The organism is Companilactobacillus sp. HBUAS59699, assembly GCF_036913575.1.
Classification (GTDB): Bacteria; Bacillota; Bacilli; order Lactobacillales; family Lactobacillaceae; genus Companilactobacillus.
In genome coordinates this window covers 309,597-322,597 of record NZ_JAYKTV010000001.1, presented here as the reverse complement: position 1 = coordinate 322,597, position 13,001 = coordinate 309,597, and the positions used below count along the sequence as shown (strand labels likewise).

Here is a 13,001-nt window from a genome sequence, read left to right as displayed (position 1 = left end):
TCCATATTAGTTATCGTGAAAACAGAAAATAATATACAGTACATTTCTGTACCGCAAAAACATCATAACACTTTAATATCTACATTTCATTTTATAAGCCTTAACTTAACCAACCTGTCACGTTATTGTAATATTAAATACAATTTATTCCAAAATTAAATGAAAACTCCATAAAAATTTTCATTTTCTAATTTATTTTCAAAATGCTACTGGTGTTTTTTTTATTACTTCCTATATAATGGAAACATTGGTCTATTTTTGGAGGAATTATTTTGAACGAACTTTTTGAAAAAGAATCTATTCCTAAAGCATATTTCACACTCGCCCTGCCCGTAGTCTTAGGCATGGTAGCAAGTATGATCTACAACTTAGCAGATACTTTCTTTATAGCACAGACACAAAATACAAATTTAGTAGCTGGAGTCGCTATTTGTACTCCATTGTTTTCATTTTTGTTAGCATTGGGAGATATCTTTGGACTCGGTGGCAGCTCACTAATATCACGTTTACTGGGTCAAACTGATAATGAATCAGGAAAACGTGTCAGCAGCTTTTGTTTCTATTGGGGGATTATCTTAGGAATTATTACAGCAATATTATTAATATTATTTGAAAATCCCATACTGCACTTGCTTGGTGCAAATACCGCAACCTACAAATACGCTGCTAGTTTCTACCATATCATGGCAATTGGTGCGCCAATTATTATTATTTCGCTAGTACCAAGTAACCTAATTAGAACTGAAGGATTTGCCAAACAATCAATGATTGGAACGATAATCGGTACTATTGTCACAATTATTCTTGACCCAATTTTGATCTTTCCAATGAATATGGGAGCCGCCGGAGCTGCCCTAGCAACAGTTATTGGATACAGCATAACTGATATCATTCTAATCTGGGCAACACTGAAATACTGCAATGTTATCAGTGTCGATATTCATAAAATTTCTATCAATAAAAAACTTATCATGCAGGTTATTTTGATCGGTATTCCTGCTTCTATAACTAATCTAATGCAAGCCTTTGGAACTGCCATTATCAATCGATACTTAGAAAACTACGGTGCAGTTCAAATTGCAGCGATGGGAATTGTATTAAAAGTTTACATGATAATCATGCTGATAATGGTTGGTTTTGCCTTTGGGGCTCAACCACTGATTGGTTATAACTTCGGAGCCAGAAATTTCGATCGATTTAAAAAAATCATTCGTTTTGATTTAATGGTCGAGATGGTCTATGCACTAGTTTTGGCAATTATCTTGATGATATTTGCTCCGCAAATCGTCGGCTTGTTCTTAAAGGATACTGCCGTAATTTCAGCTGGTACTCATATCTTACGTGCATTCCTTTGTACAACACCATTTGTTGGTGCCATTCTAGTCTTCACTACCGTCTTCCAATCCACTGGAAAAGCCTTAGATGCGTTCATCATGTCAATTGCACGTCAAGGGGTTATCTTCTATCTTGTAATTATCATCGCATCTCACATGTTCGGCTATTACGGAGTTGTTTGGTCACAACCAGCAGCCGATTTAATTACCTTTTTAATTGGACTATTTTTATACAGAGAAACTTTTAAATTGACTAAATAGTTGTTTGTTGTTGTTTGTATTGCCGCTGAGGATGGTCAACAATTCCATCTGCCGTCGGACCGGCCTCAGTCTTCGTCTTCGGCCTCGCTTTGAAGCCTGTAGTCTTCAAAGTCGTCCAGTGTACTAAGCGATAAATCGCTAAGTACACTATTACGGCGGATTCCATTGTTGACCATCCTCAGCTAATTTTGTGTTATTTTAAAATCGATATCGTATTTAACTAATAGTTAGTACACTAATAAGTAACTCCTATATTTTGCCTGATTAGACAAAAAATGCGTATCACGAAAATTAATCGTGGTACGCATTTTTACATACAAATATATTGAGCTGGAGGTCAGCAGTAATGGAATCAGTAGCGACAGTGGTGTTAATGCGGGCGGTTTCCCCACATTTACAGCACGGACGTCTTGACTGATTTGCGATTTGTGCAAAGCAGACAAGCGAGATTGGAGACCGCTTTATGGCTCCAATCGGTCCCGCCACTGATGGAATTACTGCTGACCGGAAGCGGCATCCCAAAACTCTCCAAAAAAACTCTACTTAACAAAATCCAACAAAACCTGATTAAACTCATCAGGCTGTTCCGCCATAATAACATGCCCCGACTGATCTATACTGACATGAATTAAATTAGAATTCTCAGCCACAAATTCTTCAGCGAATTCTCCATCAAAATAAGGACTTTGATTAGCCGTAACTAATAACATCGGTACTTTGCAATCCAATAAAGATTGTCGCCAATCCTTACGAGCATGATCATATAATAATTCTAAATTATCATCTTTAATGAACGGAAATTGCTTCTTAACTACACTTAGTTTCCAAAATACATTGTCGTCAATTCCGTTAAGTGTTTCTTTATTATGCATTTTTAAACGTAATTTGTAATTAGCCCGAGTTATTTCCATATATCCATACTTCCAAGCAGGAGTGTTCAGCATCTTAGGCGATTGATCAACGGCTACGATCTTTGACAATGGATAATCTGGATATTTGGATATAAATCCATAAATCACACTGGCACCCATTGAGTGACCGACTAAAATAGGATCATCTAACTTTAAACCATCCAATAAATCTTTTAGATCATCGATCAAAACACTGATTGCATCTAACCGTTGATCACGGACTGATGCGCCATGATTTCTTTGATCATAAGTGATAACCTGATATCCTTGACCAACAAAAAAGTCTACCTGATCAGTCCAAATTTGTTGATACCCACCAAAGCCGTGAATAAAAACAAGCGGTTGACCAGTTCCTTTAATGTCGTAATTGATTCTCTTATTATCTCTAGTGATTATTTCCATTAACTAATGCCTCTTTTGTCAATCCCAAGAAGATTGTGACTATTAATAAATCTGCCGTTCCCCCCAGGCTTAAATGTCTGTCAGAAAACTCTGTTTGAATGTTATTAAGCACTTCCCTACCTTCGTCGGTAGTTAGTCCACCACGATCAAAAAACTCATTAATACGCTTATTCTTCCATTCAATCACATCCATTGATCCAGCTCGCTTGATCAATGTCGAATCCTCAGTATATAATGCCAATCTCATCAAAGTAGTGATTGCTCGTTGGTTCATACTGCCACTCGTACTCAAAAATACTGGTAATCCATGATCAAAAACAACTGGGTAGCCAGCTGCTGCCTCGCCACGAATACCTTTAGTTCCATATTGCAAATATTGACGCTCACCAGCTGTCAAATCACTACTACCATCTGATTTTAATTTGCCATAGTCTTTTTTTACTAACTCTCTCAACATTTTTACAACGTTATCTCTTATATTATCTTCATCAAATGAACTATCCTTGCCAATATTGATTCCGACTGCAGCGACTAATACCCCTAAGGAAAAGACCGCACCTTTATGTGTATTGACGCCATTAGTAGCATTGAACATATCCTTCTCAGCAATTTTTCCGAATTCTCTGATTTCTCTAAAGATATCACGATAATCAGTATCAGTCTGGCAATTCAATCCTGCCCAAGCACACTTTCTCAGGTAGTTTTGCATACTAATACTGCTATCTAAGAACATGAATACGTCCATATCAGGATGCGCTCCCCACTCTACAGGATCGACCAAACCAGGTTTAGGCCATGCCGTAACCTCGTATGTTAAAGCCCGTAAAGCATTGGTAACTAACAATTTGGCTTTTTCTTTTTTACTAGTCAGTTTCATAGCTTGTCCAACTAATTCACTCACTTTGGCTTGGAGTTCTTCAACAGAATGGCGACGTGAACGACCGCAGTCTTTAGCTGGTCTACCGCAAATCAGGCACTTACGTTGCTGATAACCTATCTCAGTTCTCGAAATAGATTTGGTTACATCGTCATTCTCTTCATCCAAAAATAATACGTCCAAATCAAATAATCTTCGATAAGGTTTTGATTCTTCAAATTCCGTTGTGATCTTCTTAATGTTAAGTGCTGAATCCTCAAGCACATAAAATCTTTCTGGACCTGTGGCGGCATCTAACCACTCGGTATTCTTGAAGAAGACGATTCCACTCTCTAACAAATAATCTTCAAAACTGTCTAATTGTTTAACAAAAAAATCCTCTATTATATCGTTATTCTTGATTGGTCCCGGAGTATTCAACTTCGCACCAATAACAACTTCTGAAGGATACTGGCTTAACAGTTTATTTTGTACGAATACTCGCTTATCACGATTAGCTAATACGGCTGGGATATCTTGTGTCACACCACTGTCGAATAAATTATGCATTACTTCACATCCAAATTCTTTATTAATTAAAAAGGAGCAAAAACCATTCATAATTAGTTTTTACTCCTTTAATATTAATCTTTAATTTCTTTAATAGCATCAACTATTGTACCATCACGGTACTCAACTAATGCGACTGTTCTATCAGTATATTGAATTTCTTCAGGTTTACCGACGATCTTTTCGGCACGTTTTTGAAGTTCATCAATTGAAACAAGTGGTAATCCAGGAACTTTCTTGAATGCTTCAACTAAGTCTTTGCGCTTAGGGTTAACTGCGATACCAACTTCAGTAACCAAAACATCAACTGAGTCACCAGGTGTTACGACTGTACTTACCTTAGGAACAACCGTAGCAATACGTCCACGTGTTAATGGAGCTGAAATGATCGTCATCTTAGATGTAGCGGCATCTTGGTGTCCACCGACGGCACCACGGATAACACCGTTTGAACCAGTCATAACATTAACATTGAAGTCTGTATCGATTTCAAGTGCTGAAAGAATAGCAACATCCAATTGATCGACCATAGCACCCTTGTTATCAGGATCAGCGTACCATGAAGCATCGATTTCTTGTTGATTCTTATTGTTCTTCATTGAACTAGCAGCACCCTTGTCAAAGTCTTGAACATCCATAACTTTGTCAACGAGTCCTTCTTCTAGTAGGTCAACGATAGGCTTTGTAATACCACCTAATGCGAATGATGCTTTGATATCATTGTCGATCATTGATTGACGTAGGAATCTAGCAACAGCAAGTGCAGCACCACCAGAACCTGTTTGGAATGAGAAGCCTTGCTTGAAGTATGGTGAATGGATAATTACATCGTTTACCATCTTAGCAATTTGTAGATCCTTAGGGTTCTTTGTGAATCTAGTAGCACCAGTACCGATACGGTCAGGATCACCGACTTTATCAACCTTAACAACATAGTCAACTTGTGTTTGTTTGATTGAAGCTGGTGTATTAGGGTAATCAACCAAGTTATCTGTTAATAGGACAACTTTGTCGGCGTAGTTGGCATCCATCAAGGCATAACCTAATGAACCAAAGGCTGCGTCTCCATTCATACCATTAGCATTACCTAGACGGTCAGCATTTGGTACACCAAGGAAGGCAACGTCGATCTTGATTTCTCCATCTTCGATTGATCTAGCTCTGTTACCATGTGAGCGGAAGATTACTGGGTTCTTCATTAAACCATGAGAAACAGCTTCGCCCAAGCTACCACGCATACCTGAACTAGTAATATTAGTAATTGTTCCAGCTTTGATTGCTTCGACAACCTTGTCATTCATAACATTTGTCAATGATGAAGGAGCAAGTGTCAAATCCTTGATACCAGCATTGATAATGATATCCATAACCTTGTTAAATACAAAGTCACCTTCACGGAAATGATGGTGGAATGAAATTGTCATACCATCTTTAACTGTATTCTTTACTACATCTTCAATTGAATCAACGACTTTGTTATCACCTGTAGATACGTGAATCTTTGGAGCTACACGTTGAATCTCAGGGTTACCAATATCAGTAGACTTAAAAGTCTTGTATCCCTTTTCGTTTAAAATCTCATCTGGTATTTCGCGTCCGACATTATTCTTCAATGTATTCACCCTCCTCATTAATCAAATGTGATGCTTTAGCTAAACGAATTACACGTTGTGCTCTCAAGACAACTGGACGATCGACCATTTGTCCGTTCATTGAGATAACACCTGAACCCTTAGCCTTAGCTTCTTCAATAGCTGCTTCAACATCCAAAGCATTTTCAATTTCTTTCTTAGTTGGTTCGAAGACTTTGTTTACCCAATCGATTTGACGAGGGTTAACTAGTGACTTACCATCGAATCCTAGTTGATGGATATGTTTAGTCTCACGTTCGAATCCTTCAACATCATTCATGTTTGTGAAGACAGTATCAAATGCAGCAATACCAGCAGCACGTGCAGCATGAAGAATCATGTTACGAGCAAATTCCAATTCTGCTCCATCTGGATAACGGTGTGTCTTCATATCAGTTGTATAATCTTCGGCTGATAGAGCCAAACCGATCATTCTGTCTGTACTTTCAGCAATTTCAAGTGCCTTAAGTACACCACGTGAGCTTTCAATAGCGGCCATAACGTGTGTTGTACCAACTTTGATACCGAACTTCTTTTCAGCTTCTTCAATTGTTGAAACAAGGTCCTTCATCATTTGTGCTGATTCAACTTTAGGCAAACGAATAACTTCGATACCTGCCTTGACCATTGCAAAAACATCGCTTCTGAAGTAAGGTGTGTCGATTCCGTTAACACGAACGACTAATTCAGCATTTCCATAATCTTGTGTTTGTAGTGCTTCATAAACTAAAATTCTTGCGGCATCTTTTTGATCCATTGAAACAGAATCTTCAAGATCAAACATGATTGAATCTGCTCCATAAATACCTGCATCTTTGACCATTCCTGAGTTATTACCAGGAACAAACATCATTGTACGGCGTAAACGTTCTTCCATGATTAGAGTACCTCCCAGTTTGGTTCGTCAGTTGTACCTAAGGCACGTTGTGCGACTGCCATAGTACGAGCTTTAACTACACAATCCAAAGCACCCTTATCAACTGCTTTAACCTTTGCGTCTGTGATTCCGTATTTACCTAGTGTGTCTGTGATAACCTTTTTGATTTGATCTCCATATAATGCTTCAACTGAAGAATCCAAATCAATATCAATTCCGCTTCCCTCACTCAAAGTAATTTGAATATCTGATGATTCCAAAGTACCAGCAAGTGCTGTTTCCTTAATTCCCATTTTACTTACTTCCTTTCTCTATCAGTCTTTCTTTTAAATTTGGATAATTATCTTTAACGAATTCCATTGTCGTTTCTGGCAGGAATTCATGTAGCAATTCTTGATCATCATCTAAGATAGCTTGACGAACTTTTGTTGCGGAGATGATTTTGTCGTCTGCCGTCTTACGATCAATTATTTCAACATTCACTTCTGGAGGTAGAATATCTAGAAGTTCGTGATTGTAACTATCAGTTGTCTTGGAATATGGTTCTTTGCCCAGATAACGTGTCGCGATCCCCAGAGGTTTAGCAATTTGATTCTTGAATAAAATTGCATCTAGTCTAGCTTGATATGTACCGATCTCTTGGTCTGACTTCAAGAAGTAAGCTGGAAAAGTTGCAGGGCTGATGATGTAATCATTACCTGATACAACTGTTACATTGCTTAGATCTTGAACACCTTGCTTGACTAATTCGATTCGTTCCGAATATGTAAACAATGACACATCATTCTTAACAACAAACACATACACGTGATCATTCTTCGAACTAGCAACCTCAACTAATCTTCTGTGTCCCAATGTGAACGGATTGGCATTCATTACGATCGAACCAATTTTACCTTCGAAATGTGGAAGCTTATCAATATACTCAGTAACACCAGGCACACCTGTTTCAAGAATTGCTCCTGTATCACTCACCGCCAGTTTTTTGAAACCTACATATTCAAAACTCTGAACATATTTTGGCTTGGTAAAAACAAATAAATGGAATCGTCCCATTTGTGCAGCTTGTTGTAGTAGATAACTAACTACCTTATTAAATAGTGCACCGCCCTCTTTGTACTTTGAACAGACAGCAACGTATTTAATGACATTCCCTGCTATTGATCCAGTTGCAGCACGATCCCCGTCCTCTTCCCAAAGAAAAGTCTTTTCGATGGAATTAACTTCATTGGGACTGAATTCGGTGATACCGTTTATTTCCATGAATGATTGCCATTTACGACGATAACGTGGAATGGCAATGTTGATCTCACGAACTTCCATTTGAACACTTCCGATTACTATTGATTACTTATTCTCTTCAGCGTATTTAATAACTGCTAACGAAACTGTTTCAACAACACCGTTATCAAATACACCAGGGACGATCTTCTCAGCACTAGGCTTACTTACTAGGTCAGCCAAACCTTGTGCAATTGCTTGTTCCAATCCCAAAGTAACTTTCTTCAAGCCTGAAGATAAGATACCTTTATACAATCCTGGGAATACTAAGATATTGTTGACCTGGTTAGGATATTGACTTGAACCAGTTGCAATAACTGAAGCTCCAGCTTCTTTAGCATCTGCAGGATCAATCTCAGGTTTAGGATTTGCTAGACCGAAGATGATTGGATCATCTGCCATAGTCTTAACTTGTTCCTTACTCAATACATTGGCATCAGATAAACCAATGAATACATCCTTACCAACAACTGCGTCATCTAATGATTGATACTTAGTTTGGTCAGAACTTGCAGCAGCTACTTCACGTTGATACTTATTATAAGTAAGGTCATCCTTGGATACAGGACCATGAATATCGACCAAAGTAAGATTCTTAATTCCGGCAGCTAATAATAATCTAGCTGTGGCTACACCAGAAGCACCGACACCATTTAGTAGAACCTTCATGTCTTCTAACTTCTTGCCAGTAACCTTAGCTGCATTGATCAAGCCAGCTAATACAACAACTGCTGTACCTTCTTGATCATCATGGTAAACCGGAATATCAACAGCTTTAGCAAGCTTCTCTTCAATCTCAAAACACTTAGGAGCCGCGATATCTTCCAAATGGAATCCAGCAAATGATTTCGACATATTCTTAAGTGTTTCAACGAATTCATCAACTGGTACTTGATCAACTGTCAATGGAATAGCATCAACACCTGATAAATCCTTGTACAATAAGGCTTTACCTTCAACAACTGGTAATCCACCAGCAGGACCGATGTTACCTAGTCCCAAAACAGCTGATCCATCAGTTACCAAAGCGACCAACTTACCACTCATTGTGTACTTAGCTTTCATTTCTGGATATCTTTCAATAAACTTTGAAATTACAGCAACACCTGGAGTATATGCTTCACCAAGTTCTTTTTTATTTTTAACGTTAAGACTAGGTGAAATTCCTAGTACTCCACGATTTTGGGCGTGAAGAGATAAAATCTTATCATCGTCTTCCATCCAACCATCTCCTGTTCTTTATTTCACATACAAACATATCACATATTTTAAATTTTGTAAAATATCCATCATTTTTTTAAATACTTTAAAAGGGATTTTTAAAATATGAAAAAGTTTGCTATGATGATATAATTAAATTAAAAACTTGAACAGGAAGATTCTAATGAAAGCAGAACATAACATTTTATTAGGAAATCTGGCGCAAGACTACTACTTAAGCAAGATGTCGATCAATGATATCAGCAAGAAGTACTCGATCAGTCGTTATTTGATCCTAAAATATCTTGACGAAGCATTAACCACTGGAATCGTTGACATTAATATACATTCCGGTTACGAAAGAAATGTTGAACTGGAACGCAAACTCTTGAAAAAGTTCAATATTAATCATTTATACGTCATCAAAGATCCAATTAATCCAACTAAACGTGACGAATTGATTTCGTCATTTTCAGCGGTTCAGACACAGGCAATTATTAAGAACTGCAATGTCGTTGGCCTCTCCTGGGGAGAAACAGTCTATGAAGTCTTAGACCATTTCAATAAGAGTTCCCAAGACGACTTAGTCTTCACTCAGTTCATGGGTGAAAACATGAAATACAAGTCATCATCTGGCTCAATGCGTATGGTTCAACAGGCCGCCTCAAAATATGACGTTCCCTATTACACAATGCCCGGCCCACTTTACATCATTAATGATGAAGTTAGAAAGGGTTTTATGTTAGAGCCAACTTCTTCTCGGGCCTTTGACATTGCTGAAAAAGCTGACCTTTTGATCTGTGGACTCGGAACGCTTGCCTCTATCGATTCAATAGATGTTTGGCATGACAACAAGACTAAGATCTTTCCAAAAGTAGATCTCGACCAAATTGTCGGAATGGCATATGGCAGACCATATGATATCAATGGTAAGTTTCTAAATCTTGAAGATGACAAAACCTTATCGATTCCGCTAAGCAGCATTTTGAATGTATCACGCAGATTTGCAATCGTTCAAAGTAAGGCAAAATACAAAGCCGCTCTTGGCGCTTTACGTGGAGACTTCTTCACCGATATGGTAATGACAGAGGCAATTGCATTGAGACTTGAAAATGAAATTAACTAAAGCAAAAAGACGATATTGGATGATCTCCAATATCGTCTTTTTTGATGAAATTACTACCAAAGACCGATAACTTTCATCCACAATGGTCCAATAATTCCGATTACTAATAGGTAGAAAATACCAAGTACAAAGTTCATCTTCCACCAATCACCTTGTTTAACGTATCCTGAACCAGCAAGAACTGAAGCAGGTCCGTTAGCATAGTGAGTTGTTGAAGCCATAACGGCTGTGATCATAGCTAATAGCATAGCTGACATTTGTGCAGGGGCACCAGCAGAAATAGCAACGGCTAAGAATGGAGCATACATAGCTGAAACGTGAGCTGTAGCACTGGCGAATAGATAATGTGAGTAGAACAATACGATAGCCAATACTGCTAACATTACTACCCAACTAACGCCGTGAAGACCACTAGCGATACTTGCTGACATCCATTTGATGAAGCCGAATTCTGTAAGCTTACCAGCCATAAATACTAGAACTGATAACCAAATAAGAACATTCCAAGCACCTGTTTCGTGCAATAGATCATTAACTGATAGAACACCTGTAACAAGCAAAATTGAAATTGCTAAGAAAGCAACGAATGTAGCATCCATACCAATGATACTTGATAGCATCCAGAGAACTAGAGTCAAGATAAATACTGAACCCATGATCTTTTCTGACAATTTCATCTTACCCATGTCAGCTAATTCTTTGTTTGCCCAAGTTTTGGCATTTGGTGTTTCTTTAATTTCTGGTGGGTACATCTTGTAGATGATCCAGGGAACAACTGCCAAACAAATTGCAACTGGAACTGATGCTGCAATGAACCAACCCATCCATGTGAGGTTGACGTGTAACTTACCTGCTAATTGAGCTGTAACTAAGTTAGGAGCCATAGCAGTCATAAATAGTGCACTAGTTAATAGGTTTGCATGGAACTCAGTGAATACTAGATAAGCACCCATCTTTCTTTGAGTACCATCTTCTGTTTTAGAACCAAAGGTTCTAGCAAGTGATTCAATGATTGGATATACAACACCACCGGCACGAGCTGTGTTACTTGGAATAGCTGGTGAAGTAACAAGATCGATACCCATGATTGAATATGCCAATCCTAATGTACGTTTACCGAATAATCTAACGAAGTACAAAGCAATACGACGGCCTAAGCCTGTCTTAATAACACCACGTGAAAGCATGAATGCCATGGCGATCAACCATGCGGCTGAATTACTAAATGCTGACAAACTTGTCTTCATATCTGCCAAACCGGTACCAACTGTTAAAGTGAAACCGATCAATGTAACACCGGCGATTGAAAGTGGCTGTGTAATACATCCTATAATAGTAGCTACGAATAATGCCAACATATGCCAAGCTTCGACACTTACACCAGCTGGTCTAACACCAGCAGTGAACCAAATAATCAATCCTATGACTATTGGCCAAATAAAACCCTTATATTTAACCTTTTCTAACATATTTTCCATCTCCAAGAACTAACTAAACTTTTTTCAACTATTTTTATAACTATCAAATAAAAAACTATTTAACTGTCAAACTGTCCAATACTTCTTGCATCTTAGTTGCTGAATGTTGCATCTTGTCAGCCTCTTCTTGACTCAAAGCTGTTTCGATAACATCAGCTATTCCGTTACCATTAATAACGGCAGGTGTACCAATATATAATTTATCGTCCAATCCATAGTGGTTCTCGATTGGTGCAGATACTGGTAATACGGTATCACGATTCTCTAAAATTGCTTTACAAATTTGTGACAGGCTACGGGCAACTCCATAGAAAGTAGCACCCTTCAAGCCAATAATTTGGCCACCTTTTTTACGTACTTTAGTCTCGATCTCAGCTTTAGCGTCATCAGTAAGATCAACACATTCACTCAATGACTTACCAGCAACTAATGCTTCATCGAAGTTAACGAAAGATGTATCCCCATGTTCTCCCAATACATATGCATTAACTTGATTAACTGGAACGTTACACTCTTTGGCCAAAATAACGTGTAGTCTGGCTGTATCAAGTGATGTACCAGTTCCAATAACTTTTTCTCTTGGAAATCCTGACATCTTTTGTGTCAAAGTTGTCAAAATATCAACCGGATTACTTGAAACTACAAAAATTCCATTAAATCCACTCTCAACTATTGGATTAACAATCGATTTCAAGATCTTTTCGTTTTTAGCGACAAGATCAAGTCTTGTTTCACCAGGTTTACGAGGAATACCAGCAGTAATAACAGCGATGTCTGCATCAGCAGCGTCATCGTATGTACCAGCATGAACATTAACTGGTGAACTCATAGAAGTAACATCTTCCAAATCAAGTGCGTCGCCGTGAATCTTATCCTGCTTAATATCAACAATAACTAATTCATCTAAAAAATCAGTATTTTGTAATAATGAAAAAGCAAATGATGACCCAACAGCACCGTCTCCAACTAAAAGAACTTTATTTTTACGTACCATATTGAAACCTTCTTTCTGTTAATACACATCCTTGTATCATCTTTCACAAACATAATAACATAAATTAATGTGATTTTGTT

At 38.0% G+C, this 13,001-nt stretch carries 12 protein-coding genes; 2 read left to right on the top strand and 10 right to left on the bottom strand.

Features of this window, described 5'->3' with window-relative positions:
- Positions 1 to 272 precede the first annotated feature (272 nt).
- A complete protein-coding gene (locus U8519_RS01685; protein WP_334328594.1) occupies positions 273 to 1,595 on the top strand; it encodes an MATE family efflux transporter in 1,323 nt (440 codons plus the stop codon).
- On the opposite strand, the gene U8519_RS01680 is transcribed toward U8519_RS01685, so the two are convergent.
- The 8 genes from U8519_RS01680 to U8519_RS01645 form a co-directional block, all read right to left on the bottom strand.
- Positions 1,588 to 1,761 (bottom strand): hypothetical protein, encoded by a 174-nt coding sequence (locus U8519_RS01680; RefSeq protein ID WP_334328593.1) that lies wholly within the window; start codon positions 1,759 to 1,761, stop codon positions 1,588 to 1,590. The genes U8519_RS01685 and U8519_RS01680 overlap by 8 nt on opposite strands.
- Before the next feature lie 373 nt (positions 1,762 to 2,134).
- Positions 2,135 to 2,908, bottom strand: coding sequence for an alpha/beta fold hydrolase (locus tag U8519_RS01675; protein ID WP_334328592.1), 774 nt, complete (start codon positions 2,906 to 2,908; stop codon positions 2,135 to 2,137).
- Positions 2,892 to 4,334, bottom strand: coding sequence for a triphosphoribosyl-dephospho-CoA synthase CitG (gene citG / locus U8519_RS01670; protein WP_334328591.1), 1,443 nt, complete (start codon positions 4,332 to 4,334; stop codon positions 2,892 to 2,894). The genes U8519_RS01675 and citG overlap by 17 nt, the downstream gene beginning before the upstream one ends.
- A 74-nt stretch (positions 4,335 to 4,408) precedes the next feature.
- On the bottom strand, positions 4,409 to 5,947 hold the full coding sequence (citF, locus tag U8519_RS01665) for a citrate lyase subunit alpha (protein WP_334328590.1): 1,539 nt from the start codon (positions 5,945 to 5,947) through the stop codon (positions 4,409 to 4,411).
- Positions 5,937 to 6,842, bottom strand: a complete 906-nt coding sequence (gene citE, locus U8519_RS01660; RefSeq protein ID WP_334328589.1) for a citrate (pro-3S)-lyase subunit beta — start codon at positions 6,840 to 6,842, stop codon at positions 5,937 to 5,939. Before citE ends, citF begins: the two co-directional genes overlap by 11 nt.
- A gap of 2 nt (positions 6,843 to 6,844) precedes the next feature.
- Positions 6,845 to 7,135 (bottom strand): citrate lyase acyl carrier protein, encoded by a 291-nt coding sequence (gene citD / locus U8519_RS01655; protein ID WP_334328588.1) that lies wholly within the window; start codon positions 7,133 to 7,135, stop codon positions 6,845 to 6,847.
- 1 nt (position 7,136) lies between these two features.
- Positions 7,137 to 8,165 (bottom strand): [citrate (pro-3S)-lyase] ligase, encoded by a 1,029-nt coding sequence (gene citC, locus U8519_RS01650; RefSeq protein ID WP_334328587.1) that lies wholly within the window; start codon positions 8,163 to 8,165, stop codon positions 7,137 to 7,139.
- A gap of 24 nt (positions 8,166 to 8,189) precedes the next feature.
- Positions 8,190 to 9,344, bottom strand: a complete 1,155-nt coding sequence (locus U8519_RS01645) for an NAD(P)-dependent malic enzyme (protein WP_334328586.1) — start codon at positions 9,342 to 9,344, stop codon at positions 8,190 to 8,192.
- A gap of 163 nt (positions 9,345 to 9,507) precedes the next feature.
- On the opposite strand from U8519_RS01645, the gene U8519_RS01640 reads away from it, so the two are divergent.
- Positions 9,508 to 10,449 (top strand): sugar-binding transcriptional regulator, encoded by a 942-nt coding sequence (locus U8519_RS01640; protein ID WP_334328585.1) that lies wholly within the window; start codon positions 9,508 to 9,510, stop codon positions 10,447 to 10,449.
- A gap of 53 nt (positions 10,450 to 10,502) precedes the next feature.
- On the opposite strand, the gene U8519_RS01635 is transcribed toward U8519_RS01640, so the two are convergent.
- The gene (locus tag U8519_RS01635; protein ID WP_334328584.1) at positions 10,503 to 11,927 is read right to left on the bottom strand and encodes a DASS family sodium-coupled anion symporter; all 1,425 of its coding nucleotides are present in this window, start codon (positions 11,925 to 11,927) and stop codon (positions 10,503 to 10,505) included.
- 55 nt (positions 11,928 to 11,982) lie between these two features.
- Positions 11,983 to 12,921 carry an L-lactate dehydrogenase gene (locus tag U8519_RS01630; RefSeq protein ID WP_334328583.1) on the bottom strand — a complete coding sequence of 313 codons (939 nt, stop codon included), beginning with the start codon at positions 12,919 to 12,921 and terminating at the stop codon, positions 11,983 to 11,985.
- Between the last annotated feature and the right edge of the window lie 80 nt (positions 12,922 to 13,001).